Origin of the sequence: Waltera acetigignens (genome assembly GCF_025567015.1) — a bacterium.
Taxonomy (GTDB): Bacteria; Bacillota; Clostridia; order Lachnospirales; family Lachnospiraceae; genus Acetatifactor; species Acetatifactor acetigignens.
Window position 1 is genome coordinate 192,104 of the sequence record NZ_JAOQJO010000001.1, and the last position, 24,589, is coordinate 216,692.

23 protein-coding genes and 1 riboswitch are annotated in these 24,589 nt (G+C 47.8%); of the genes, 18 read left to right on the forward strand and 5 right to left on the reverse strand.

Annotated features, from left to right (window positions below; genetic code table 11):
* The first annotated feature begins 29 nt into the window (after window positions 1-29).
* From OCV96_RS00915 to OCV96_RS00925, 3 genes are all read left to right on the forward strand, one after another.
* Window positions 30-1,529: a sugar ABC transporter ATP-binding protein gene (locus OCV96_RS00915; protein WP_117464867.1), complete on the forward strand. Its 1,500-nt coding sequence runs from the start codon at window positions 30-32 to the stop codon at window positions 1,527-1,529.
* A gap of 12 nt (window positions 1,530-1,541) precedes the next feature.
* Window positions 1,542-2,645, forward strand: a complete 1,104-nt coding sequence (locus OCV96_RS00920; protein WP_262593258.1) for a galactose/methyl galactoside ABC transporter permease MglC — start codon at window positions 1,542-1,544, stop codon at window positions 2,643-2,645.
* 182 nt (window positions 2,646-2,827) lie between these two features.
* Window positions 2,828-3,490, forward strand: coding sequence for an InlB B-repeat-containing protein (locus OCV96_RS00925; RefSeq protein ID WP_227061507.1), 663 nt, complete (start codon window positions 2,828-2,830; stop codon window positions 3,488-3,490).
* A 515-nt stretch (window positions 3,491-4,005) separates the two neighbouring features.
* Here the strand turns inward: OCV96_RS00925 and typA are convergent.
* On the reverse strand, window positions 4,006-5,844 hold the full coding sequence (gene typA / locus OCV96_RS00930; protein ID WP_227061505.1) for a translational GTPase TypA: 1,839 nt from the start codon (window positions 5,842-5,844) through the stop codon (window positions 4,006-4,008).
* Between the two features lie 286 nt (window positions 5,845-6,130).
* Between typA and OCV96_RS00935 the strand changes: the two genes are divergently transcribed.
* The 5 genes from OCV96_RS00935 (at window position 6,131) to OCV96_RS00955 (ending at window position 11,707) form a co-directional block, all read left to right on the forward strand.
* Window positions 6,131-6,784 carry a single-stranded DNA-binding protein gene (locus OCV96_RS00935; RefSeq protein WP_022313502.1) on the forward strand — a complete coding sequence of 218 codons (654 nt, stop codon included), beginning with the start codon at window positions 6,131-6,133 and terminating at the stop codon, window positions 6,782-6,784.
* 111 nt (window positions 6,785-6,895) lie between these two features.
* Window positions 6,896-7,393 (forward strand): cob(I)yrinic acid a,c-diamide adenosyltransferase, encoded by a 498-nt coding sequence (locus OCV96_RS00940; protein WP_118502776.1) that lies wholly within the window; start codon window positions 6,896-6,898, stop codon window positions 7,391-7,393.
* A gap of 36 nt (window positions 7,394-7,429) precedes the next feature.
* Window positions 7,430-7,606: riboswitch (Lysine riboswitch) on the forward strand.
* A gap of 59 nt (window positions 7,607-7,665) precedes the next feature.
* Window positions 7,666-8,550 carry a 4-hydroxy-tetrahydrodipicolinate synthase gene (dapA, locus tag OCV96_RS00945; protein ID WP_022313500.1) on the forward strand — a complete coding sequence of 295 codons (885 nt, stop codon included), beginning with the start codon at window positions 7,666-7,668 and terminating at the stop codon, window positions 8,548-8,550.
* A 164-nt stretch (window positions 8,551-8,714) separates the two neighbouring features.
* Entirely contained in the window at window positions 8,715-9,479 is a 765-nt protein-coding gene (gene dapB, locus OCV96_RS00950) for a 4-hydroxy-tetrahydrodipicolinate reductase (protein WP_262593259.1), read from the forward strand.
* A 275-nt stretch (window positions 9,480-9,754) separates the two neighbouring features.
* Complete coding sequence (locus OCV96_RS00955) at window positions 9,755-11,707, forward strand: fructose-1,6-bisphosphatase (protein WP_118537176.1); 1,953 nt, start codon at window positions 9,755-9,757, stop codon at window positions 11,705-11,707.
* Between the two features lies 1 nt (window position 11,708).
* Here the strand turns inward: OCV96_RS00955 and OCV96_RS00960 are convergent, their stop codons facing one another.
* The gene (locus OCV96_RS00960) at window positions 11,709-12,155 is read right to left on the reverse strand and encodes a hypothetical protein (protein WP_022313497.1); all 447 of its coding nucleotides are present in this window, start codon (window positions 12,153-12,155) and stop codon (window positions 11,709-11,711) included.
* A gap of 135 nt (window positions 12,156-12,290) precedes the next feature.
* Between OCV96_RS00960 and hisA the strand changes: the two genes are divergently transcribed.
* Window positions 12,291-13,070: a phosphoribosylformimino-5-aminoimidazole carboxamide ribotide isomerase gene (gene hisA / locus OCV96_RS00965; protein ID WP_022313496.1), complete on the forward strand. Its 780-nt coding sequence runs from the start codon at window positions 12,291-12,293 to the stop codon at window positions 13,068-13,070.
* Between the two features lie 58 nt (window positions 13,071-13,128).
* On the opposite strand, the gene OCV96_RS00970 is transcribed toward hisA, so the two are convergent.
* Window positions 13,129-13,329 carry a cold-shock protein gene (locus OCV96_RS00970; RefSeq protein WP_022154906.1) on the reverse strand — a complete coding sequence of 67 codons (201 nt, stop codon included), beginning with the start codon at window positions 13,327-13,329 and terminating at the stop codon, window positions 13,129-13,131.
* A gap of 262 nt (window positions 13,330-13,591) precedes the next feature.
* Between OCV96_RS00970 and OCV96_RS00975 the strand changes: the two genes are divergently transcribed.
* Entirely contained in the window at window positions 13,592-14,317 is a 726-nt protein-coding gene (locus OCV96_RS00975) for a peptidoglycan DD-metalloendopeptidase family protein (RefSeq protein ID WP_022313495.1), read from the forward strand.
* Between the two features lie 23 nt (window positions 14,318-14,340).
* Window positions 14,341-14,889: a bactofilin family protein gene (locus OCV96_RS00980; protein ID WP_262593260.1), complete on the forward strand. Its 549-nt coding sequence runs from the start codon at window positions 14,341-14,343 to the stop codon at window positions 14,887-14,889.
* Window positions 14,890-14,955: 66 nt separating this feature from the next.
* Here OCV96_RS00980 and OCV96_RS00985 read toward each other — a convergent pair whose 3' ends face one another.
* Window positions 14,956-15,264: a YerC/YecD family TrpR-related protein gene (locus tag OCV96_RS00985; RefSeq protein ID WP_022313493.1), complete on the reverse strand. Its 309-nt coding sequence runs from the start codon at window positions 15,262-15,264 to the stop codon at window positions 14,956-14,958.
* A 390-nt stretch (window positions 15,265-15,654) separates the two neighbouring features.
* Here OCV96_RS00985 and OCV96_RS00990 point away from each other — a divergent pair, with 390 nt between their 5' ends.
* The 4 genes from OCV96_RS00990 (at window position 15,655) to OCV96_RS01005 (ending at window position 18,659) form a co-directional block, all read left to right on the forward strand.
* Entirely contained in the window at window positions 15,655-16,293 is a 639-nt protein-coding gene (locus OCV96_RS00990) for a DUF1836 domain-containing protein (RefSeq protein WP_022313492.1), read from the forward strand.
* Window positions 16,294-16,322: 29 nt separating this feature from the next.
* Entirely contained in the window at window positions 16,323-17,081 is a 759-nt protein-coding gene (locus OCV96_RS00995) for a phosphatase (RefSeq protein WP_022313491.1), read from the forward strand.
* Window positions 17,082-17,159: 78 nt separating this feature from the next.
* Window positions 17,160-17,579: an HIT family protein gene (locus OCV96_RS01000; RefSeq protein WP_022313490.1), complete on the forward strand. Its 420-nt coding sequence runs from the start codon at window positions 17,160-17,162 to the stop codon at window positions 17,577-17,579.
* Between the two features lie 66 nt (window positions 17,580-17,645).
* Window positions 17,646-18,659 (forward strand): ABC transporter substrate-binding protein, encoded by a 1,014-nt coding sequence (locus tag OCV96_RS01005; protein WP_262593261.1) that lies wholly within the window; start codon window positions 17,646-17,648, stop codon window positions 18,657-18,659.
* 30 nt (window positions 18,660-18,689) lie between these two features.
* Here the strand turns inward: OCV96_RS01005 and OCV96_RS01010 are convergent, their stop codons facing one another.
* Window positions 18,690-19,187, reverse strand: a complete 498-nt coding sequence (locus OCV96_RS01010; protein WP_117464876.1) for a helix-turn-helix domain-containing protein — start codon at window positions 19,185-19,187, stop codon at window positions 18,690-18,692.
* A 192-nt stretch (window positions 19,188-19,379) separates the two neighbouring features.
* Between OCV96_RS01010 and OCV96_RS01015 the strand changes: the two genes are divergently transcribed.
* The 3 genes from OCV96_RS01015 to OCV96_RS01025 all read left to right on the forward strand — a co-directional run bounded on the left by OCV96_RS01015 (window position 19,380) and on the right by OCV96_RS01025 (window position 24,588).
* On the forward strand, window positions 19,380-20,738 hold the full coding sequence (locus OCV96_RS01015; protein ID WP_262593262.1) for an SPFH domain-containing protein: 1,359 nt from the start codon (window positions 19,380-19,382) through the stop codon (window positions 20,736-20,738).
* A 205-nt stretch (window positions 20,739-20,943) separates the two neighbouring features.
* The gene (locus OCV96_RS01020) at window positions 20,944-21,705 is read left to right on the forward strand and encodes a zinc ribbon domain-containing protein (protein ID WP_022313486.1); all 762 of its coding nucleotides are present in this window, start codon (window positions 20,944-20,946) and stop codon (window positions 21,703-21,705) included.
* A 21-nt stretch (window positions 21,706-21,726) separates the two neighbouring features.
* Window positions 21,727-24,588: a bifunctional diguanylate cyclase/phosphodiesterase gene (locus OCV96_RS01025; RefSeq protein ID WP_262593263.1), complete on the forward strand. Its 2,862-nt coding sequence runs from the start codon at window positions 21,727-21,729 to the stop codon at window positions 24,586-24,588.
* The last annotated feature ends 1 nt before the right edge of the window (window position 24,589 follow it).

Consider the following 24,589-nt stretch of genomic DNA (forward strand, 5'->3'; position numbering starts at 1 on the left):
GGCCGCTCTTTATGTATAGGAGGATGCGTATGGGACAGGAAGTATTACTTCAGATGACAGACATATGCAAGGAATTCCCCGGCGTAAAGGCACTGGATCATGTATCCCTTACCGTAAAAAAAGGAACGGTACACGCGCTCATGGGAGAGAACGGCGCCGGTAAATCCACCTTAATGAAGTGTCTGTTCGGCATCTACAGTAAGGATGCAGGCAAGATCGAACTGGAAGGCAAGGAAGTCAATTTCAAAAATTCCAGAGAAGCACTGAATAATGGAGTGGCCATGGTTCACCAGGAACTGAATCAGGCACTGAAGAGAAATGTCATGGATAATATCTGGCTGGGCCGTTATCCCATGACAGCAGGCATTATGGTCAACGAGCACAAGATGCTGGAAGACACCAACAAGATTTTTGAAGAACTGGGGATCGCTGTAGACCCCAAGAGAATCATGAGTACGATGCCGGTATCACAAAGGCAGATGGTAGAGATCGCGAAAGCGGTATCCTACAACAGTAAGATCATTGTATTTGACGAACCTACTTCATCCCTGACGGAAGAAGAAGTGGAGCATCTGTTCAAGATCATCAATATGCTTCGTGACAGAGGATGCGGTATTATCTATATTTCTCACAAGATGGCAGAGATCCTTAGGATCGCAGATGAAGTCACCGTCATGCGTGACGGTACCTGGATCGCAACAGAGCCTGCACAGAACCTGACTACAGACAAGATCATCAAACTGATGGTAGGCCGTGAACTGACCAACCAGTTCCCGCCCAAGACCAACAAGCCCGGTGAAGTGGCATTGGAGGTAGAACACTTAAGCGCGAGATATTCCTTGCTGCAGGATGTATCCTTTAAGGCTCGAAAGGGTGAGATCGTAGGTCTGGCCGGACTGGACGGCAGCGGCAGAACGGAGACACTGGAGAATATCTTCGGTGTGGCCACCAGAAAAGACGGTGTGATCAAACTGGACGGCAAAGAGGTCAGAAACCGCAATGCCAGAGAGTCCATTAAAAACGGTTTTGCACTTCTGACGGAGGAACGTCGTGCCACCGGTATCTTCGGAATCCTGAATATCCGGGAGAACACGGTGATCTCCAGTCTGAAGAAACATAAAAAAGCAGGATTTTATCTGAGCGATAAATCCATGGAGAAGGACACTGCATGGGCCATTGATGCCATGCATATCAAGACACCTTCCCAGAAGACGAAGATCCGGTCACTGTCCGGTGGTAACCAGCAGAAGGTTATCCTCGGCAGATGGCTTCTCACAGAGCCGGAGGTGCTGATGCTGGATGAGCCTACCAGAGGTATCGACGTAGGTGCAAAGTACGAGATCTACCAGCTGATCATCGATCTGGCCAATAAGGGCAAAGTTGTCCTGATGGTATCTTCGGAGATGCCGGAGCTGTTGGGTGTATGTGACAGAATTCTTGTCATGAGCGGCGGTAAGCTGGCAGGAGAAGTAGATGCCAAAAATACGACACAGGAAGAGATCATGTCTCTTGCTGCAAAATATGTATAGGAGGATATGCGTATGAATCCCGGCAAAGCAATTCAGAATAAAATAAACGGCGTAAAGCAAAATTTTGCAGACTACAAGAAGCTGGACAGCAGAGACAAGAAGACCTATTGGAAAGAATTTTTACTTAACAATGCCTTATACATCCTGCTGATCGTAGCAATTATTTACACTTACATCCAGAACTCCAATTTCCTGTCGGCGGCTTCCATTGTCAACATCATCAGCCTGTCCGCGGCGAACCTTCCCATTGCCTGTGGTATTGCAGGATGTATCGTATTGACAGGTACCGACTTGTCCGCAGGACGTGTGGTAGGACTGACCGCATGTATCACGGCATCCCTGATGCAGTCCGTGACTTATGCCACCAAGATGTTCCCGAACCTTCCGGTACTTCCGATCCCTCTGGTGATCCTGATCGTACTGTTGGTCGGCGGTATCGTGGGATGGGTCAACGGTTTCTTCGTAGCGAAATTCCAGTTGCATCCCTTCATCGTAACTCTGGCTACCCAGTTGATCGTATACGGCTTACTGTTAATGTACATCATGATCAACGGCAATAACGGTCAGCCTCTGTCCGGTCTGGATCAGCACTTCAACGATGTGGTAAAGGGAAGCGTGATCTCCTTCAATGCCGGCGGCGCGAGAATCGCCATTCCCAACTATGTATGGCTGGCAGCTTTGATCGTTGTTATCATGTGGTTCATCTGGAACAAGACCACTTTCGGTAAGAACATGTTTGCAGTAGGTTCCAATCCCGAAGCAGCAAAGGTATCCGGTGTTAACGTAATGAGAACCACCATTTTAGTACATACACTGGCAGGTGCCATGTATGGTCTGACCGGTTTCATCGAGTCTTCCCGTATCGGTTCCAACACAGCAAATACCGGATTGAACTACGAGTGTGATGCCATTGCAGCTTGCGTTATCGGCGGTGTCTCTTTCGTAGGTGGTACCGGTAAGATCAGTGGTGTCGTACTTGGTGTATTTCTCTTAAGAATCATCTTCGTAGCACTGAACTTCCTGTCCATCAACATGAACATGCAGTATGTGATCAAAGGACTCATCATTCTGGTTGCCTGCGCAATCGATATGAGAAAGTACCTGGTAAGAAAGTAATGACATAAGACTCCCCCATAGAAAACATCCGTGACTGCTTGCAGGTAAAGGATGTTTTCTACGTGGGGAGTAAAACAATATGAGTATGAAGGACGACAGTCCGGAATACGAATATTGGTTGCAATTTCGAGAGTGCGCAGCACATAGAAATTGCTTATGATAGATTAGGAAAAGGAAAAATTATGAATCAGGAACAAGTGACAACAGAGAATACAGAAGAAAAGGCAGCAGAAGTCACCACGCAGTCGGAAACGACGCAGCAGCCGGAGGAAGCAATCCGTCCGAAAGGAAAATGGTTCGGCCGCGGCATTTACGGAAGCAAGGATGTTCCCATCCGCATTCTGGACGGCCTGATCGGTGTCCTGATCGTGGTGATCGTGGGAATGATTATTTTCTTCGCGGTACGCGGTGGATTCAACATTGTGTACGATACGGACGGCGGAAGTGAAGTGGCAGCCCGGAAGGTACGCTACGGTGAATTCCTTACAGAGCCCGAGACCCCTTATAAGCCCGGCTACACCTTTGACGGGTGGTATACGGAAAAAGAAGGAGAGACAGTGCTGTGGTATTTCCAGTCGGAGAAAGTCACCGGCGATATGACTCTGACCGCTCACTGGGTTCCCGCACAGTTCACCGTGAAATTCGACTATGACGGCGGCACCGGTGCCGACGGTTCCACCGTGGAATCCAAACAGGTGACTTTCGGCGAGACCTACGGTGAACTTCCTACCCCGGTAAAAGAGGGCAGTACCTTCGGCGGATGGGAGTACAGTGGCCAGATTATTACCGCAGACACCGTCGTCCAGATGACCGGGGAGCATGTGTTGACAGCCACCTGGAATTAACTGAAGAGTTAGTGAAATATCCCCGTAGCCCGTATTGGGGCTAAGAACCGCAGACCCGTTTCCACTTCGGACGCAGACCGTAGCGGTACATAAGCGAGGAAAGTACCCTCGCTAAGTACCGACGGCTGCTTAGAGTCTGCTTGTCCTTACCCCAACGCGGGCTACTGTTTTTTCGCAGGCTTTCCAAAACGCAGAATGCCCGCGGCGGATGGAATGTCCTTCCGAAGATGTTTGTCGGGAGGTGGTGATATTTTCTCGAAAAGTGTTGAACATCAGGGTGGAGCGAACAGGACGTTCGCGACAGGCGGACGTTGCCATGGATGGCAACTGGAGCCGTGCCCGTACGGGTTAGAACCGCTACTCACTTTTCGTCAGAAAATTCCCACCGGGAGACCTTACATCGAGGAAGGATGTTCCGTTCGCCGTGGGCATTTGGGATTCTTTGTTAACCCAGTTAAAAACCACCTTCACATACTGCAGGCAGTACACGAAGGTGGTTCTATTTATAAATCTTCTTAAGCTTTCTTATTGATCATGGCACGTTTCCTCATGGTCGGATCCAGGATCTTCTTACGGATACGCAGGTTGGTAGGAGTTACTTCCAACAGTTCGTCGGTATCGATGAAGTCCAGAGCCTGCTCCAGAGACAGGATTTTGGGCGGTGTCAGACGCAGAGCTTCGTCAGCGCTGGAGGAACGGGTGTTGGTCAGCTGCTTCTTCTTGCAGACATTGATCTCGATGTCCTCACTGCGTCCGGTCTGACCGATGACCATACCGGAGTATACCTTTTCACCGGGGCCGATGAAGAGAGTACCACGCTCCTGTGCATTGTACAGACCGTAGGTGATAGCTTCACCGGCTTCAAATGCGATCAGGGAACCCATCTTACGATACTGGATATCTCCCTTGTAAGGGCCGTAGTCGTCGAATACGGTGTTCAGAATACCGTTACCCTTGGTATCGGTCATGAACTCACCGCGGTAACCAATCAATCCTCTCGCGGGGATGGAGAACTCCAGACGGGTGTAAGTGCCGCCGGAAATGGAACCCATGTTACGAAGTTCACCTTTTCTCTGACCAAGCTTCTCAATAACAGCACCGGCAAATTCATTGGGAACATCGATGTAAGCCAGCTCCATAGGTTCTAACTTCTTGCCGTTCTCATCGGTATGATACAGAACCTCAGCCTTACTTACTGCAAACTCAAAGCCTTCACGACGCATATTCTCGATCAGTACGGACAGATGCAGCTCACCACGGCCGGATACCTTGAAACGGTCGGCGGACTCGGTCTCTTCCACACGTAAGGAAACATCGGTATTCAACTCACGGAACAGTCTGTCACGCAGGTGACGGCTAGTAACGAATTTACCTTCCTGACCGGCCAGAGGAGAATCGTTTACCATGAACTGCATGGCAATGGTAGGCTCACTGATCTTCTGGAAAGGAATGGGAACCACATTTTCGGGAGAGCAGAGGGTGTCACCGATGTGGATCTCACTGATGCCGGAGATCGCAACGATGGAACCGATGCCAGCTTCTTTGACTTCTACTTTATTCAGACCGTCGAACTCGTACAGCTTGCTGACCTTGGTCTTGATGATCTTGTCGGGATCGTGGTGGTTACAGATGACCACATCCTGGTTTACACGGATGGTACCGTTGTCTACTTTACCGACACCGATACGTCCTACATATTCATTATAATCAATGGTACTGATCAGTACCTGGGTAGCCGCATCCGGATCTCCTTCGGGAGCGGGGATGTAGTTTAAAATGGTCTCAAACAGAGGTTCCATATCAGTACCCATTTCGTCAGCATCCAGAGAGGCAATACCGGCCTTTGCGGAAGCATATACGAAAGGACAATCCAGCTGAGAATCATCCGCATCCAGCTCTAAGAACAGTTCCAGTACCTCGTCTACGACCTCATCGGGTCTTGCTTCGGGACGGTCGATCTTATTGATACATACGATAACGGGAAGCTTTAATTCCAGTGCTTTACGAAGCACGAATTTGGTCTGGGGCATGGCACCCTCGAAGGCATCCACCACCAGGATAACACCGTTTACCATTTTCAGGACACGCTCTACCTCGCCGCCGAAGTCCGCATGGCCCGGGGTGTCGATGATGTTGATCTTGGTACCCTTATACATAACGGCAGTGTTCTTGGACAGAATGGTGATACCACGCTCACGCTCGATATCGTTGGAGTCCATGACACGCTCAGCAACTTCCTGATTTTCACGGAATACACCGCTTTGTTTTAACAGCTCATCCACCAGAGTGGTTTTACCGTGGTCTACGTGAGCAATGATTGCAACGTTTCTGACATCTTCTCTTTTTTGTCTCATAAAAATCCTTGCCTTTCTAAAAATGCGTGCAACTGATTCAATCTTTTTTCAAACTGTTTCAGTATAGCACTTATCATTTCCGGACGCAAGAAAAAACCGTGGAAAATCAACGCTTTTGGTGGTTTTCTATATGAAAAAGTATGGAAAAGAAATCCCTTTTGTGCGTAATTTGCCCTTTTGTGCGATGAGTTTTAGTACTCAAACGATGGATTTTAGAGTATAAATAGTAGTGCAATACATAAAGATTGTTGTAGAAGAGTCAGAAGATGTAGAAGGGAGAACAAAAATGACAGATAAGGTTATTGAAAACAATCAGGTAACGGTGATGGGGGAAGTGGTAAGCAATTTTTCCTACAGCCATGAGATCTATGGGGAAGGATTCTACATGGTGGACATCAAATGTACGAGACTGAGCGACAGTTTTGACATTATACCGGTGATGGTCTCAGAAAGATTACTGGACGTGACAGCCAGCTATGTCGGAATGCTTTTGTGTGTGAACGGACAGTTTCGTTCCTACAATCGTCATGAGGAGCGCAAGAACAGACTGGTGTTGTCTGTGTTTGCCAGAGAAGTGAAATTTATTGAAGAAATGGAAGAAAGTTCGAAGACGAACCAGATTTATCTGGATGGATATATATGTAAGGAACCGGTGTATCGTAAGACACCGTTGGGAAGAGAAATAGCGGATCTGCTGCTGGCAGTAAACCGTCCGTACGGAAAATCCGATTATATTCCCTGTATCTGTTGGGGACGTAACGCCCGTTATGCGGAGCATTTCAAGGTAGGAGAGCGCTGTGCGATCTGGGGACGGATCCAGAGCCGTGAATATATGAAAAAACTGGATGAAGAGCATGTGGAGAAAAGAGTAGCTTTCGAGGTATCCGTCAGCAAACTGGAACTTCTGGAGGAGGCACAGGTGCAGGAATCCATCGTCTAACGACAAAAGATTGCAAAAAGTGACAATATATGGTATAAAAGAATGCATAGATATTAGTAACTGTGTACAGCTAGGGAGCGTCAGATACGCAGATAGACCATGAGGTGTGGAATGGCAGAAGGATGCATCTATATTTATACCGGCGATGGCAGAGGCAAATCACCGGCAGCGATTGGAAGAGCGGTACAGGCAGCGGTAGAAGGCAAGAGGGTCGTTATTATTCAGTTCCTGAAGGGAAAGGGACTGGGGGATTCCGATTTTTTACGCAGAATGGAGCCGGAGATCAAGCTGTTCCGTTTCGAGAAATCGGACGGTAATTTCGTGGAATTACCGGAGGAAAAGAAGCAGGAGGAGATCCAGAACATCCGTAACGGGATCGGCTTTGCCAAGAAAGTACTGACGACTGGAGAATGCGATCTGCTGATCCTGGACGAAGTGCTGGGACTGGTGGAGAAGGATATTATTACGGAAGATGACCTGAAGGCATTACTGGAATGCAGGGGAGATACGGATGTGATTCTGACGGGAATCACCCTGAACGATGAGATCTGTGTTCTGGCGGATGAAGTGTCCAAGATTGAAACGGTAAAATTCAAGGTCTGGGATTGACAGTCACATGGGTTGATGCTATCATAAAACTATATTTAAGAAGATAGAGGTTGCGTTTTTCAAGAGTATTTTTTCGGAGGTAACAGGTACCGATGAGGGAAGAAGAAAGGGGAACACGCCGAAAGATAAGGTATCCTGTATATGTTATCTTGGGCATACGTTTAAGAAGCGTATGACTGTCATCTCGTGAGCAGATGGGGCGCTATCAAATAAGCTTGGATAATCAGCGCCGGCGCCATTGTGCGCTGGCGTTTTGCAAATGGAGGAAGCATATGGCTATTTTTAAAGGAGCAGGCGTGGCAATCGTCACACCCATGAACGAGGACGGATCTGTCAATTATGAGAAATTCGGTGAACTGATCGAATTCCAGATCGCAAACGGCACAGATGCTATTATCGTATGCGGTACCACAGGTGAGTCATCTACCCTGACCCATGAGGAGCATCTGGATACTATCAAATACTGTGTGGACAAAGTTGCAAAGAGAATCCCCGTAGTGGCAGGTACCGGTTCCAATTGTACCGAGACTGCAGTATATCTGTCTCAGGAAGCGGAGAAATACGGCGTGGACGGCATTCTGCTGGTAAGTCCCTACTATAATAAAGCAACCCAGAAGGGACTGTATCGTCATTTCAAGACCGTTGCGGATTCTGTGAAGGTTCCCGCTATTCTGTATAACGTACCCAGCCGTACCGGCTGCAATATTCTGCCGGAGACCGTAGTGAAGCTGTGTAAGGACGTGGAGAACATCGTAGGTGTCAAGGAAGCCAGCGGCAACATCAGCCAGATCGCTCACCTGGCAGCCATCGGACAGGGCGTTGTGGATATTTATTCCGGTAATGACGACCAGATCGTACCCATTCTGGCCCTGGGCGGAGTCGGAGTTATCTCCGTACTTTCCAATGTAGCACCTACACAGACCCACGAGATCTGCCAGAAGTTCTTTGACGGAGATGTGGCAGGCAGCCGTCAGATGCAGTTAGATGCCATGGATCTGTGTAACGCACTGTTCTGTGAAGTGAACCCGATCCCTGTGAAGACCGCACTGAACATGATGGGAATGGGAGCCGGTGCGTTCCGTATGCCTCTGTGTGAAATGGAAGAGGCCAATGCCAAGAGGCTTGAAAAAGCCCTGAAGGATTATGGTGTCCTGTAGGCTGGAAAATAGAGAGCAAGAGTGGAAGAATCCCGCCTGTGAAATTTTTATCATGGGCGGGATCTTTTTTCAAAAAGTAACGATTCATAGTGCGCTTTTGCAAATGAATATGAGGGCTGCTGGATCGTTATTACAAAAATCATGATAGATGGGAGAAAAGAAAAATGGTAAAAATAATCATGCATGGATGTAACGGTAAAATGGGACAGGTGATCAGCGGACTGATCGCAGCGGACCCCGATATGGAACTGGTGGCGGGAATCGATGCCAGAGACGATGGACACAATCCCTACCCTGTATTCACAGATATTACCAAATGTGATGTGGCTGCAGATGCAATCATTGATTTCTCCGCAGCCGTGGCAGTAGACAAACTGTTGGATTACTGCGTGGAGAAAAATCTTCCCTGCGTGCTGTGCACCACTGGTCTGTCCGAGGCACAGCTGGCGAAAGTAGACGAAGCAGCGAAAAAGGTGGCCATCTTAAAATCCGCCAATATGTCCTTAGGTATCAACCTGATGTTAAAGCTTTTGAAAGAAGCTGCCGGAGTGCTGGCCAACGCAGGCTTCGATATGGAGATTGTGGAGAAGCACCACAATCTGAAGGTAGACGCTCCCAGCGGCACCGCACTGGCACTGGCAGATTCCATCAACGAGGAATTTAACGGTGAGTATGAATATGTCTATGACCGCAGCAACCGCAGAGAGCAGAGACCGAAGAAAGAAATTGGCATCAGCTCTGTCAGAGGCGGCACCATCGTCGGTGACCATGATGTGATCTTCGCCGGGGCAGACGAAGTGGTAACCTTCTCCCACACCGCCTACTCCAAAGCTGTCTTCGGTAAAGGCGCCGTACAGGCAGCCAAGTTCCTGGCAGGCAAGCCCGCCGGCATGTACAACATGTCTGATGTTATCAATGCAGCGATGTAATTACCTGGTAAAGTCATGAACTGACGAAGTGGATGGATGCCTTGACGATGATGTTTGTCGCAGAGTGTTGACATTTTCTTGAAAAGTGTTGAAGAACAGGGTGGAGCAAACACGATGTTTGCGACAGCCGATCCGCACTACGGATGGTGCGTGTAGGCGTGTCCGTGTTAAGTAGAACAAATGAATCACTTTTCCTAAAAAATTCACACTCGGAGACCTTACATCGAGGCATGGTATCCGTACGCTTCGTGAAGTAACATAGAAAGGTGAATTTCATGAACGAAATGGAACAGAAGGTTCTAAAGACCCTCTCACACCAATACAAAAATATAGCGGCGGCCTCCACAGAGATCATCAACCTCCAGTCCATCCTGAACCTCCCAAAAGGTACGGAACATTTCCTGACGGATATCCACGGAGAATACGAACAGTTCAACCATGTCCTGAAAAACGGTTCCGGTTCCGTACGCCGCAAGATCGACGAGGAATTCGGCAACACCATCAGCAACAAGGACAAAAAAAGCCTGGCAACCCTGATCTATTATCCAGAGAGCAAACTGGAGATTGTGGAAAGAGAAGAGGATAATCTGGAGGACTGGTACAAAATATCCCTTCATCGTCTGGTACAGGTCATCAAACGTGTCTCTTCCAAATACACCCGCTCCAAAGTCAGAAAGGCATTGCCGAAGGATTTCGCCTATGTCATCGAAGAACTGATCACGGAGAAGGAAGAAATCCAGGACAAAGAGGCATACTATAATGAGATCATCCATACTATCATCCGCATCGGCAGAGCGCCGCAGTTTATTATTGCGTTAAGCCACCTGATCCAGCGGCTGGTCATCGATCATCTGCATATCGTCGGTGATATTTACGACAGAGGTCCCGGCCCTCATATTATTATGGATACTTTGTGCGAATACCATTCCGTGGATGTCCAGTGGGGCAACCATGACATGGTGTGGATGGGCGCGGCGGCCGGAAGTCTGGCCTGTATCGCCAATGTGGTCAGAATGTCTGCCAGATACGGTAATCTCGCCACTCTGGAGGATGGCTACGGCATCAACCTGCTGCCTCTGGCTACATTTGCACTGGAAACTTATGAGAATACCAACTGCGATGTCTTTACCATCAAGTTCAATACCGATTACAATACCAAGGATCTCGGGCTGGACACCAAGATGCATAAAGCAATTGCTATCTTGCAGTTCAAGCTGGAAGGACAGCTGATCATGAGACACCCGGAGTTCCATATGGAAGACCGGATGCTGTTGCATCGGATCGATTTCGAGAAAAAGACGATCTGCGTGGACGGCAAAGAATATCCCATGAAAGACGTGGATTTCCCTACGGTGGATCCTGTACATCCTTACGAACTCACGGAGGAAGAGAGCAAGGTCATGCTGCGCCTGCAGCAGGTGTTCATGCGCTGTGAGAAACTGCAGCGCCATGTAAAATTTCTGTTTTCCAAGGGCGGCATGTACAAGATTTACAACGGCAATCTGTTGTATCACGGCTGTGTCCCCTTGAATCCGGACGGCAGTTTCATGCAGGTGGAGATCTGCGGAAAAGAGTATTGCGGAAAAGCACTGTACGACATTCTGGAATATTACGCCAGAAGAGGTTATTATGCCAAGGAAGCCAAAGAGCGCGCTCTGGGACAGGATATGATCTGGTACATCTGGGCAGGCCCCGGTTCCCCGGTGTTCGGCAAGGCAAAAATGGCTACCTTTGAGCGGTATTTCCTGAAGGATAAGGAGACTCATATAGAAGAGAAAAACAGTTACTATAAGCTGTTGGAAAATGAGGAAGTCATCGGCAGAATCTTAGAGGAATTCGGTCTGGACAAGGCCGATGCCCATATCGTCAATGGTCACGTGCCCGTGGAACAGATCCATGGGGAATCACCCATCAAATGCGGCGGTAAGCTGCTGATCATCGACGGTGGCTTTTCCAAAGCATATCAGAAAAAGACGGGAATTGCGGGATATACGCTGGTATGTAATTCCAGAGGAATGCGTCTGGTAGCCCATGAACCTTTTGAATCTACGGAAGCGGCGATCATCAAGGAATCGGATATTTTCTCGGATTCCGTGGTGGTGGAGAATTTCCCCCGCAGAAAACTGGTGGCCGATACCGATACCGGCAAGGAGATCCAGGAGAATATCTTCTATCTGGAAGAACTCCTGGAGGCTTACCGGGAAGGTACGATCATGGAAGAGGTATAACTTATCTCTGGCCGGCTCCGGTGGTGGCAGTGGTAGAATCGTTGTTACCTGCAGTATCATTACCGTTGCCTACCAGGTCGTTGGTGATATCGGAGACACCGTTTGCGGCATCGTCCACGATATTGCCTACGGTATCACCGGCTTCTCCGATGGCATTGCCTGCATTGTCCAGCATGGAATCATTTTCTCCTACGGTGTTACCGTTGCCGTTCATGTCACCCATAGTGCTGTCGGTAGCGGCAGTTCCGGTCTCTGTGGTCTGCGCCTCTGTGCTCCCCTGAGCAGCAGGAGAGGTGGACGGAGAAGGAGAGGCAGCCATGCTGCCGGAGTTATTGTTGTTCTTGTTGGTGCCACAGGCGGTCGCCATACACAGGTAGACTGTGATGATGCCCAGAACCAGTAATTTTTTCCCGATGTGGGATGTTACGTTATTTGTCTTATTTTTCATAATGTCCTCCATTTCAAGATGCCCGTCAGGGATATTCAGTCCGAACCAAAGATGGTCGGCTTGAGGGTAGTATGTGCGGATTTTAGAAAATAATTCAAAAAAATAAAAATCATTTGGAAGAAAACGAGGAAAAAGATGGAATTTCGCCCCTGTATTGATATTCATAACGGAAAAGTAAAACAGATTGTCGGTGGAAGCTTAAAAGATCTTGGTGATCGGGCGCAGGAGAACTTTGTCTCAGAACAGGACGCTGCCTTTTATGCAAAACTGTATCAGAAAAACAGTTTAAAAGGCGGACATATTATTTTATTGAATGCCTCGGACAGCCCTTATTATGAGGCAACGAAGGAACAGGCATTGTCGGCCCTGCGTGTATATCCGGGAGGATTGCAGGTCGGAGGAGGCATCACGGCGGAGAATGCGGCAGAGTATCTGGCAGCAGGGGCCTCCCATGTGATCGTGACGTCCTATGTGTTCAGGGAGGGACGGATCGACTATGACAGACTGGACAAACTGGTCCAGTCCATCGGAAAAGAGCACCTTGTGCTGGATGTAAGCTGCAAGCGTGCGGGAGAGCAGTATCTGGTAGTGACTGACCGTTGGCAGAAGCTGACAGAAGAAGCAGTGGATGAGGCACTACTTAAAAAATTATCTGCCTATTGTGATGAATTCCTGATCCATGCCGTGGATGTGGAAGGCAAGGCCCGGGGAATTGAACAGGAACTGGTAAAGTTTATTGGAAATTATACCGGAAATCCAATCACCTATGCGGGTGGTGTTCACTCCATGGAAGATCTGTATTTGTTAAAAAAACTGGGGCAGAACCGGATGAATGTGACCATCGGGAGTGCACTGGATCTCTTCGGCGGCAGCATGAAATGGGAAGATGTACTGACAGTGTGCAGAGAAAAATAGAAAGATCCGCAGGAACCATCATGTGATAGCGCCTGCGGATCTTATTTTTCGTTTATGATTAAAGTTTGGTTACGTTAACAGCCTGAGGTCCCTTTTCTCCATCTACGATATCAAAAGAAACGGCTGCGCCCTCTTCCAGGGTCTTGTAACCGTCCATGTTCAGACCGCTGTAGTGTACGAATACATCCTTGCCGGATTCATCGGAGATGAAACCATAACCCTTCTGATTGTTGAACCACTTAACTGTACCTTTGTTCATAATAGATACCTCCACAAATTCTTTGCTGTCATTTACTTTTTGCAATGTATACAACATTGTCTCAGCAAGTGCATCATAGCACAGCAGGTAGTAAAAGTAAATAGACGATTCTGTAAAATTGCACAAAAATTTATAGGCAATTCCCTTTTAAATACGAATAAATGAAGAAAATCTTGGGAAAATATTACAAAAATGTTAAGAAATGATTGCTGTAAGAGCTTTCCTGTGGTAAAATGGGTTGATATTTAGCGGAGGTGACTCTATGAAAAGACGTAAACATAAGCGAAGATTGAACCATGTGCTGATTCTTACGTCAGACGCAGCAGATGCCAATGTAAAGCAGTTCCGTGTACGTGCATGGATCGTGGAAGTCGTGGTACTTCTGTTGTGTGTATTGATCGGCGGAGTGATCGGCTATTTTATCTACGAGGGACAGCTCTGGGAGAACGCCAGCAGACGGAGCCATGAACAGGTTATGGCACTGGAGGAAGAGAACAAGACACTGAGCGAGCAGAACAGTAAGCTGGAAGCGCAGGTGACGGAACAGGCGGAAGAGATACAGATCTTAAGCGACACCGTAAGCCAGAAGGTACAGAGTGAGAGCGAATTATCAGCAACTCTGGAAAAGCAGAGCCTTCCTACGGAATTCCCTCTGACGGGTTCTGCATCCATGGAGGAAGTAAGTGAGGGCGATCCCATGTGCATATTCCATGCATCGGTGGGAACTACGGTTGTGGCGGCAGCCAGCGGTACGGTCATTGCCATAAATGATGACGAGATCTACGGACACAGCGTGTGGGTGGATCATGGCAACGGTTATGTCACCATCTATCGGAATAAAGGAGATACCACAGTGAATGTGGGGGATTCCGTAGTACAGGGAACTACCTTGTTTGTCATTGGCGAAGATAACGCGGATCTGGGATACCAGATGCAGAAAGACGGAAGCTATATTAATCCTATGGATATGCTGGCAATCAGTGGTTGATTGCGGAAAGGTTTGGAAGATACATGTTAGGAAAAAAGAATGCAGATACAAAAATGAGCACACTGATCGGTGCCGGAGCGGAGTTGACCGGAGATTTTACATTGGACGGTTCCGCAAGAATTGACGGTAAGATTGGTGGTAACGTGACGGTGACAGGCAACCTGATCCTGGGAGCCGGAAGCATAGTCACAGGAGATGTACAGGCTGCATCTGTTCTGATCGGCGGGGAAGTGACCGGAAATATCACTGCACCGGAGAAAGCGGAACTGACAGCTTCGGCCAAAGTGCTGGGGGACATTGCCACAAAGGTGATCGTTATTGATGAACATGCCGTATTCCAGGGAAAAATCGATATGAACCAGACAGTTCCTGACAGAAAAGGTAAAGCCAGAACGGCCAAAGCGGTCCGGGCAGGACGCAAGAGTGCCAAGGCAGCCATCGCAGAAGCTCTGAAGGAAGTGGAAGAGGAAGAAAAGAGAGAAAATCAGGAGACTTCACAGACAGCAGAGACGGTGGAGAAGACAGAAGCTCCAGCTGCGGAAACAACAGCAGCCAATACAAGCGAAGCATAAGAAGAATAAAAGATAAAATAAAAACAGGAGCGCCGTTTTTGAGTGCTCCTGTTTTTATTCATTAAGTTAAGAATTCTGTTCCGTTTCCTTTTTCTCCATACGTCCAAAGACCAGCTCGTAACCGTCGTTGCCGTAATTCAGAGAACGGTTTACGCGGCTGATGGTGGCGGTGGAAGCTCCGGTCTTCTCGGCAATCTCCAGATATGTCTTGCCGTCCTTCAGCATGGCAGCCACTTCGAACCGTTGGGACAGAGACAACAGTTCGTTGACAGTACACAGATCTTCGAAGAAACTGTAGCATTCCTCACGGGACTGCAGACACAACACCGCATCAAAAAGGGAATCTACAGCGTCCGTTTTGATTTTTTTATTCATTATCGACACACCTTTCCATAGTTGTAATCAATACAACGCAACTATTAGTATTTTAGCATACTAAAGTTGTAAAGTAAAGGAGTGAAACAAAATAGTTATAAAATCTTCATAAATTCAGAGAACAGAGAGAAGGTGCAACTGTTGACATGTAGTTTTGAATACTATATAATGAATGCAAAAGAAAACAAGCGCTCGCAGAGCGAGCATTTGTTTTCTTGCATTCATTAACGAGAGAACCGTCTGCGAAGCAGACAGTGGAGTGCGAAGCACGGGTTCTCGAGTTAATGTAACCCGGGAACTGCATCGCGAAGCAGACAGTGGAGTGCGAAGCACGGGTTCTCGAGTTAATATTTTTGGAAACTACCTCACGGAAAGGACAGCAGGAACATTATGGCAGCAACAACAGAAGAATTACTTCAGATGATCTTACAGAGTCTGGAGAAAGTAGAATATATCAAGTCGGAAGACATTCCGAATATTGATCTGTATATGGATCAGGTACTGACCTTTATGGATCGTAAGCTGCGTTCCGCAGTGCGGCCCCAGACCGAAGACCGCATCCTGACCAAGACCATGATCAATAATTATGCGAAGAATGATCTGCTGCCGCCGCCGGTGAAGAAGAAATATTCCAAAGAGCATGTGCTGCTTCTTATTTTTATCTACTATTATAAAGGGATCATTCCCATGAATGAGATCCAGACGCTGCTTAAGCCCCTTACTGACCGCTATTTTCAGAACGGACAGGTCTTTGACCTGGAGAGCGTCTACAAGGAAGTGGTGGTGCTGGAGAAGGAACAGCTGGAGGATCTGAAAAAGGATGTTGTGGAGAAATTCCGCAGAGCAGAGGATTCCTTTACCGAAGTGACCGGAGAAGAGCAGGAGTTTTTACAGAAATTTGCCCTGATCTGCCTGTTGAGCTTTGATGTCTATATGAAGAAGATGATTGTGGAACAGCTGGTAGCGGATCTGGCAGATACGATGAAAGCACAGGAACCGGAGAAGGAAGCTCATAAGAAAAAGAATTAGACCGTTTTGGAAAGTAAAAGGACAATAGAATGAAAGCAATCATGGATCTTCATACGCATACTCTGGCAGCAGGGCATGCGTATAGTACCTTATTGGAGAATATAGATGCTGCATTGGCAATGGGCTTACAGTACCTGGGAATGAGTGAGCACGGACCGACTTCCCCGGGAGGCCCGCATAATTTCTTTTTCAGTAATTATAAAGTGATTCCCAGAATATATGACAGAGAAGAGAACACCGGCCGGGTAATACCGAAGCCAGATGGAAGTCTGCGCCTGCTATGCGGCGTAGAAGCAAATATCTGCAGTACAAACGGTGAACTGGATCTGGAAGAGCGCTATCTGCAGAAAATGGATTATGCCCTTGCCAGCATTCATCCCTTTGCCTTTACTGCGGGAAGCCGCAAGGAGAATACACTGGCATCTGTCAGAGCTTTTCAGAATCCTTATGTGAAAATACTTGGGCATCCCGATGACGGTAGATTTCCGTTGGATTATGACGAACTGGTGCGAGAGGCCAGACAGGCACAGGCGGTGTTGGAAGTGAACAATTCATCCCTGAATCCCCAGTCGGCCAGACAAGGAGGCAGAGAAAATATTACAGAGCTGTTAAAGACTTGCATGAAGTATGATCAGCCTGTTATAATGGGAACGGACAGCCATATGTGCTTTGCCATCGGAGCATTTGATGATGCAGAGCAGCTGATGCGGGAACTGGAATTTCCGAAGGAACTGGTGTTGAACTATGATCCGGAGAACATCCGTAAACTGATCAACATAACATTATAGCTGATCCTGGCCGGCAAGACCGGACAAGAATTTAAGCCGCAGACGGCAGGCCCCGTAAGAGGGCAGATAGGAGAACAAATGAAAGACGCAAATTGTGGATATTGTATGAGAGGAGAACTGTTAGACAAGTTCGGTATTTTTATCTGTGACCTGAAGGTAAGCAGCCTGATCCTGTTCAAGGAGCAGAGCCATCCCGGCAGATGTATCGTGGCATATAAGGACCATGTCAGCGAGATCGTGGACATCAGCGAGGAAGAGAGAAGATTATTCTTCGAGGATGTGGCTCATGCAGCCAAAGCTATTCATGCAGCATTCCATCCCGATAAATTAAACTACGGCGCTTACGGTGACACCGGCTGCCATCTGCATATGCACCTGTGCCCGAAGTACAAGGACGGCTTCGAGTGGGGCGGAACCTTCGAGATGAACCCCGGCAAGACTCTGCTGACCGATGCGGAGTATCAGGAGATGATCGATAAGATCAAGGCAAATCTGTAATTATATGGAACGTTTTCCCTGAGGTTACATAGAATAAATATGTAATCTCAGGGAGGATGAATGATTATGAAAAGAAGGAAAGTAACGGTAGCAGTATTGTCTGTAGTGCTTGCAGCGGCTGCACTTACGGGCTGCGGCAGCGCACAGCAGACGAACGGACCAAAGAAGACCAGAGTGGTGCTCAATGAGGTAGCCCACTCTGTTTTTTATGCACCGATGTATGTGGCAATCGAAGAAGGATATTTTGAAGATGCCGGGATCGATCTGGAGCTGGTGACGGGATTTGGCGCGGATAAGACCATGACGGCAGTACTGACCAGTGAGGCGGACATCGGCTTTATGGGCAGCGAGAGCACCATTTACACCTATGCTGGCGGAACGGAAGATTATGTGGTGAATTTTGCCCAGCTGACCCAGCGGGCTGGCAATTTCCTGGTGGCGAGAGAACCCATCGATGATTTTTCGTGGGATATGTTAAAAGGTACTACCGTCTTGGGCGGTAGAGCGGGCGGTATGCCGGAGATGGTATTTGAATATATTCTGGAGAAAAATAATATGGATCCGACAACGGATCTGTCCATCGACCAGAGCATTGACTTCGGTTCCACGGCAGCAGCTTTTTCCGGCGGACAGGGAGACTTTACTATTGAGTTCGAGCCGCATGCTACACTGTTGGAGCAGAAGGGTGACGGTTATGTGGTGGCCTCTCTGGGGGAGGAGTCCGGTTATGTTCCTTATACCTCTTTTTCAGCAAAGAAGAGTTACCTGGAAAAGAATCCGGAGATTATCCAGGCATTTACCGATGCTCTGCAAAAGGGTATGGATTATGTACAGGAGCATAGTGCGGAGGAAATTGCCAAGTGTATTGCACCCCAGTTTGCCGAGACCGAAAGTGACACATTGACAGCTATTGTTGCCAGATATCAGGAACAGGATACCTGGAAAGAGGATCTGATCTTCCATAAAGATGCCTTTGACCTGTTGCAGAATATTCTGGAGGACTCGGATGTACTGAAAGAGAGAGTACCTTACGAGGCACTGGTAACTACGGAATTCGCAGAGAAAGCAACGGCAAGATAAGCAGAATAAAATAGGATAAAAGGGGGAGGATCAGACGTCCTCCTCCTTGATGTGTATATTTTTGATGGCCCAGAGCTTCAGAGCTTTGGCATTGGTGCTGATCTTCTCCAGGGAATCCAGAATATCCTGGAAGGCCGGGCGCTCATCTTCGGAGATGATGCCGTCCTCGGAGATGGCAATCAGGGAAGCCCGCAGGGTGTCGATATCTTTTAAGGAACCCAGTACCTTCAATGCCAGCCGGTCAAAGTCCACAATGTCGACTTCCGATACACTGCTGCGGCCCAGAGGACATTCCCTGGCACAGAAGGAATTGTTCAGCTCCGGTGTATTGTAGGCCTTGGCCATGGCCTTGACTTCCTCGGGATAGGGAACAATGGTGTCCAGTTCGATCCTGGCCAGTCTGGTACGGTCGATGCCCACCAGTTCGGCGGCTTTTTCCCGGCTGCTGAAGTCCGCATTCGTCTCAGCGGCTTCGCAACGTGCGAGATAGTACATATTATCAGCGGCTTTTGTAGCTTTTTTACCCATTTTTCTTTCAACCCTTTTATATTATAGTTTAATCAAACATCTCTAGTATCACAGTTTAGTAGAAAAACGGCACATTGTAAAGGAAAAAAGACGATATTTTACGAAAAGCAGTTGAGGGAATGTGTAAAATTTGCTAAAATATAAGAGATGTGAAAAAGAACAGATTTTTCATATAAAAACGGAGGTGCGGTAATGGGTTTAATCAGAGCAGCGAAAGATGCAGTCAGCAGCATGATGGCTGACCAGTGGAGAGAGTATTTCTATTGTGATTCCCTTTCCAATGATGTGCTGGTAGTAAAAGGACAGCAGCGTGTAACCAATGGACGTAACAGTAACACCAAGGGTGTGGAGAACATTATCTCCAACGGCTCTATCGTGGCAGTCAACGAAGGACAGTGTATGATCATCGTGGATCAGGGCGGAATTGTAGAGTTCTGTGCCGATGCAGGTGAATTCGTATATGATTCTTCCACCGAGCCCAGCCTGTTCTACGGAAATCTTGGTGAGAGCGTTAAGAATACATTTTCCAATATCGGGAAGCGTTTTACCTTCGGAGGTAATGCGGCAAAGGATCAGAGAATCTACTTTTTTAATATTAAGGAGATCATGAACAATCTCTTTGGTACTGCAAGCCCCATTCCTTTCCGTGTGATCGATCAGAATATCGGACTGGATCTGGATACTTCTTTACGTTGTAACGGTGAATATTCCTTCCATCTGGTAGATCCTCTGTTATTCTACAAGAATGTATGTGGTAACGTAACAGAGTCCTACACCAGAAGTGAACTGGTAGCGAAGATGAAGGCAGAACTGTTGACTGCATTGCAGCCCTCACTGGCCAAGATCTCCGCAAAAGGCGTCCGTCCCAGTGAGATTCCCGCACACACTGAGGAACTGACGGAGGCTTTAAAAGATGAACTTTCCGATCTGTGGACCAAGCTTCGCGGTATCGAGATCGTTACTATCAATATCAACTCTGCAAAGATTCCCGATGAGGATGCGAAGACTATTGCTGATCTGCAGAGAACCGCAGTACTGCGCAATACCGGAATGGCTGCGGCTACCATGACTGCTGCACAGGCCGAAGCTATGAAGATGGCAGCATCTAATACTTCTACAGGACCTATGATGGCATTTGCCGGTATGAACATGGCGAATATGGTAGGTGGTATTAATGCCGGCCAACTGTACCAGATGGATGCACAGCAGAATGGTATGGGTATGCAGCAGGCACAGGCAGCACCTGTGCAGGGGCAGGCTCCTAAGATGCAGGCACCGGTACTAGGCTGGACCTGTAGCTGCGGTGCTGCGGATAATCGGGGCAAATTCTGTTCCGAGTGTGGCGCACCTAAACCCTCCGATGCAGGTTGGACCTGCAGCTGTGGTGCAGTAAACCAGGGCAAGTTCTGTTCCGAATGCGGAGCAAAGAAGCCGGACGGCGCACCAATCTATAAATGCGACAAGTGTGGCTGGGAGCCGGAAGATCCTGCACATCCTCCCAAGTTCTGCCCGGAGTGCGGTGATCCTTTTGACGAGAACGACAGAGTATAATACATACTCAGCAGAATATTTCTACAAAACAGCAGTACAGCGGATGCCTTTTGGCATCTGCTGTACTTTGCTGTAACAGTGCGGCTTTGCGAATGGCGCACTGAACTGTTAAAAGTTCAGCTATGTGGTGCAACTTTGGCACCTGCGTTCCTGAACTTATGCTATACAAACATTACAACAGAATGAAAAACAGAGAGAAACATAAATGAGCGGAAATCTGATTGCAATTATCGTCATATTGGTATTACTTCTGGTGCTTGCAGGAATCATTTATTATGCTTATTGCAACATCAGGAAAAAACTGCGGGATACCTCCCGGATGTTATTCGGAACGGACTCCATGATCGAGGGAATGAAACAGAGAGAAAAGGAAGTGGAAATGACACCGAAGTCGGTCTCTTCCGCAACCAACCTGTACATGCCGTCCATTATGCGGGATTTCCCGGAATTTCATTATGATGAGATGAAGAGCAGAGCGGAGAATGTGCTGACCTCCTATCTGCAGAGTATTACGAAACAGAATCCGGCCCTGTTGTCGGAGGGAACCAGAGAATTGAAAGAACAGCTCAGACTGCGGCTGGAAATGCTACAGAACCAGTCCCAGAAGGAGAGCTTTGAAAATATCCATATTCACAGAACGGAGATCCACCAGTACCGGAAGCAGAGGGGAAGGCAGAGTATTGTCCTGCAGACGGCAGTGGAGTATTTTCATGCATTAAAAGAGAACGGAAAAGTAATAAGAGGCAGTGAAGAGCATAAAGAACAGGCCAAGTATAACGTGGAACTGGTCTATATCCAGGATCAGGATATGATCGAGAATCAGGAGGATGCCGGTCTGGGACTGAACTGTCCGAACTGTGGAGCACCGCTTCCGGGACTGGGAGCCAAGAAATGTATTTACTGTGACACGCCAATCGTGGAATACAATCTCCGTGTCTGGAATTTCAGCCGGGTGGAAGAGGTATAGAGAAAGCAAAAGAGGGTCTGCATGGAAGAAAAATGTATGGGATTGAAAAACGAGGTTGCATTGCAGGAAAAACAGACAGGGGATGTGGACAGACAGCTGGATGAGACCACCAGAGAACTGCATCGGGAGCGGGAAAAGCTGATGGCTGTGATCCGTATGTCCGGAGATCTGATTTTCGAATATGATATTGTAAATGACAAGATGTATTATGCCGGTCCGGGAGAGGGAATTCTGTATTCCCGGCAGATCACGGAGGGGTATACAGATCAGCTGCTCAAAGAAGCCGGGAACCGGACAGAAACGGTAGAACAACAGCTGGCAGAAGCACTGCGCAGTGGCAAGCCGGATATTTATATCGAACTCTGCAAGACCGATGCAGAGGGGAAACCCAGGTGGGTGAAGGTCATCGGACAGACTTTTTATGATGAAAAGGGAGAACCGGAGCGGGTTCTGGGGAAGGTCTGTGACATTGATGACCAGAAGAAAAAAGAGTGGGAACTGCGGGAAAAATCTCAGAAAGATTCCCTGACCGGATTGCTGAACAATTCTACCATCAAACAACAGATCGGTGCCAGGCTACAGAGCCTGAAACGCGGGCAGACTGGGTATCTGGTCGTACAGGATGTGGACAGCTTTAAGAAGATCAACGACACCAACGGCCATCTGTTTGGGGATGCGGTATTGTGTTCCTTTGCGGATGAACTCAGTAATATTTTCCCCGAGGCGTTAAAAGGCCGGATCGGTGGGGATGAATTTGTCTTCTATGTGGAGGACATGGACAGAGAACAGTTGGAGGAGAAATTAAAACAGCTGAACCGCTGCATGTCTGACCGTTATGATGATGACAAGACAGGGCTGCACATTTCCTGTAGCCTGGGCGCGGCGGTGACAGACGGCACGGTGACGGATTACAATCTGTTGTTCCAGTGGGCAGATGCAGCCCTGTATCAGGTAAAGAGCAAAGGAAAGGGTGCTTATTACCTGCTGGATGTCAAGGAAGGTGTGGCATTGCCCGGCAAGAGTTATCTGGACAGTGAAGAGAACAAGGAGGACGAGATTGCCCATAAAGAGGCACAGTTTGAGAGTGCGGAAGATTTGGTATTATTTTGCATGGATCTGTTGGAAAATGTGCCGAATCTGACCAGTGCACTAAAGGTGATCTGTGAGCGGACCTGTAGCTTTTTTGGAATTGATGACATGATCTGTGTGGAAGTCAACGAGGCTGGACCAACAATCCGTTATCAATGGAATCGTGAAGAGAAGAAAGATTTTGCCAGAAGAATCCTGAATCCCGGCGTGTTCGAATGGGACAGGATCCGGAAAAAGGCCGATGAATCCGGTGCTGTGATCTACCGTCAGTCAGAGACTCCGGATGTCTACAAGGAAGAGGCGGAGTCCGTGATGATTGTAATGTCCACGGCCGCTAAGGGATTAAAGGCCAGCGTTATTTTCTCAAATCGCCACACAGACAGAAGCTGGCAGGAGGAGAAAAATGCACTGTGCAGAATTTCTCACCAGATTTTTAACCGACTGCGCACGCTGAAGAATGCGGAGAAAGATCAGCGTGAGCTGAACCGGAAACTGAATTATGATGCTCTGACCGGACTGCCGATATATAACAAGTTTGTGGATAAGCTGGAGGCCTATATGGCTGCCCATGGGAAATCAGGATTGTTTTTTGTGTCATCTGATTTTTCAAATTTCCAGTATGTGAACGAAATGTACGGTTATGAAGTGGGAGATAGGATCCTGCATGATTTTGCGATAGCCTTGCAGGAAAAGTGCCAGAACGGCGTACTGTTCTGTCGTGTAACTTCGGATCATTTCGTGGGAGTGCTGAAGGAAGATACGGTGGAGAAGGCCAGAGACAAATATCTGGAATTCACCAATACTTTTGTGCAGAAGACTAACAGCCGCTACGACCAGTGCAATCTGGTCATTGCCACGGGAATGTATGAAATCCTGGAGAATGACTGGTCGGTGTCTTCCATGATGGATAATGCCAATGAGGCCAGAAAACAGTGCAAGACCCAGAAGGTAGACAGTGCGGTGGAAATCTATACAGAGAAGATCCGTAAGAATCTGGAGAATACCAGAGAGATCGTATCTGGTATGGTAGCTGCATATAATAATAAGGAATTTCGGGCATATCTGCAGCCGAAAGTTTCTTTGCACACCGGAAAAGTAGTGGGTGCTGAAGCACTGGTCAGATGGATCCGGGCTGACGGTTCTATGGTAATGCCGAGGAGATTTATTGATGTCTTTGAGAGAAACGGATTTGTGACCAAGGTGGATTTTGCCATTCTGGATCAGGTACTGGAATATTTGCAGGATGCTTTGGCGCAGAGAGAAGAAGTGGTGCCGATCTCGGTGAACTTTTCCAGAAGGCATAATGAATATACAGACTTCGTACCGAATATTTTAAAACGCCTGAAAGACTACAAAGTACCCAGTGAACTTTTGGAAGTGGAAGTGACGGAATCTGTTTTCATGTCGGATCTAAATAAACTGACCAACAATCTGGAGACTCTCCGGGATAAAGGGGTAGAGATTTCAGTAGATGATTTCGGCAGCGGTTATTCATCCCTGAATCTGTTGTCCAAGGTAGCGGTGGATACGGTGAAGCTGGACAAGCAGTTCCTGGATGACACCATGAACAGCGAACGGGAAGAAACGGCATTGACAATTATCAAATATCTGACTAAAATGTTGAAGCATCTCGGCTTCAAGGTATTGGCAGAGGGGGTGGAGACGAAGGAACAGTTAGACATGCTGCGTCTGGCGGACTGTGACATCGTACAGGGCTATTTTTATGCAAAGCCTATGCCAATCGATGATTTCCGAAAGTTTTTGCAGGAATTTAATGAAAGGGATAATGCGTAAT

Excerpts from the sequence above, each read along its gene's own strand:
- OCV96_RS00995 (WP_022313491.1), top strand. The coding sequence starts at position 16,323 with ATGAAAGCAATCATGGATCTTCATACGCATACTCTGGCAGCAGGGCAT.
- OCV96_RS01015 (WP_262593262.1), top strand. The coding sequence starts at position 19,380 with ATGGGTTTAATCAGAGCAGCGAAAGATGCAGTCAGCAGCATGATGGCT.
- OCV96_RS00960 (WP_022313497.1), bottom strand. The coding sequence starts at position 12,155 with ATGAAAAATAAGACAAATAACGTAACATCCCACATCGGGAAAAAATTA.
- OCV96_RS00985 (WP_022313493.1), bottom strand. The coding sequence starts at position 15,264 with ATGAATAAAAAAATCAAAACGGACGCTGTAGATTCCCTTTTTGATGCG.
- OCV96_RS00940 (WP_118502776.1), top strand. The coding sequence starts at position 6,896 with ATGGCAGAAGGATGCATCTATATTTATACCGGCGATGGCAGAGGCAAA.
- OCV96_RS00970 (WP_022154906.1), bottom strand. The coding sequence starts at position 13,329 with ATGAACAAAGGTACAGTTAAGTGGTTCAACAATCAGAAGGGTTATGGT.
- OCV96_RS00925 (WP_227061507.1), top strand. The coding sequence starts at position 2,828 with ATGAATCAGGAACAAGTGACAACAGAGAATACAGAAGAAAAGGCAGCA.
- OCV96_RS01005 (WP_262593261.1), top strand. The coding sequence starts at position 17,646 with ATGAAAAGAAGGAAAGTAACGGTAGCAGTATTGTCTGTAGTGCTTGCA.
- OCV96_RS00915 (WP_117464867.1), top strand. The coding sequence starts at position 30 with ATGGGACAGGAAGTATTACTTCAGATGACAGACATATGCAAGGAATTC.
- OCV96_RS00975 (WP_022313495.1), top strand. The coding sequence starts at position 13,592 with ATGAAAAGACGTAAACATAAGCGAAGATTGAACCATGTGCTGATTCTT.
- hisA (WP_022313496.1), top strand. The coding sequence starts at position 12,291 with ATGGAATTTCGCCCCTGTATTGATATTCATAACGGAAAAGTAAAACAG.
- OCV96_RS00920 (WP_262593258.1), top strand. The coding sequence starts at position 1,542 with ATGAATCCCGGCAAAGCAATTCAGAATAAAATAAACGGCGTAAAGCAA.
- typA (WP_227061505.1), bottom strand. The coding sequence starts at position 5,844 with ATGAGACAAAAAAGAGAAGATGTCAGAAACGTTGCAATCATTGCTCAC.
- OCV96_RS01000 (WP_022313490.1), top strand. The coding sequence starts at position 17,160 with ATGAAAGACGCAAATTGTGGATATTGTATGAGAGGAGAACTGTTAGAC.
- OCV96_RS01010 (WP_117464876.1), bottom strand. The coding sequence starts at position 19,187 with ATGGGTAAAAAAGCTACAAAAGCCGCTGATAATATGTACTATCTCGCA.
- OCV96_RS00955 (WP_118537176.1), top strand. The coding sequence starts at position 9,755 with ATGAACGAAATGGAACAGAAGGTTCTAAAGACCCTCTCACACCAATAC.
- OCV96_RS00990 (WP_022313492.1), top strand. The coding sequence starts at position 15,655 with ATGGCAGCAACAACAGAAGAATTACTTCAGATGATCTTACAGAGTCTG.
- dapA (WP_022313500.1), top strand. The coding sequence starts at position 7,666 with ATGGCTATTTTTAAAGGAGCAGGCGTGGCAATCGTCACACCCATGAAC.
- dapB (WP_262593259.1), top strand. The coding sequence starts at position 8,715 with ATGGTAAAAATAATCATGCATGGATGTAACGGTAAAATGGGACAGGTG.
- OCV96_RS01020 (WP_022313486.1), top strand. The coding sequence starts at position 20,944 with ATGAGCGGAAATCTGATTGCAATTATCGTCATATTGGTATTACTTCTG.
- OCV96_RS00980 (WP_262593260.1), top strand. The coding sequence starts at position 14,341 with ATGTTAGGAAAAAAGAATGCAGATACAAAAATGAGCACACTGATCGGT.
- OCV96_RS00935 (WP_022313502.1), top strand. The coding sequence starts at position 6,131 with ATGACAGATAAGGTTATTGAAAACAATCAGGTAACGGTGATGGGGGAA.
- OCV96_RS01025 (WP_262593263.1), top strand. The coding sequence starts at position 21,727 with ATGGAAGAAAAATGTATGGGATTGAAAAACGAGGTTGCATTGCAGGAA.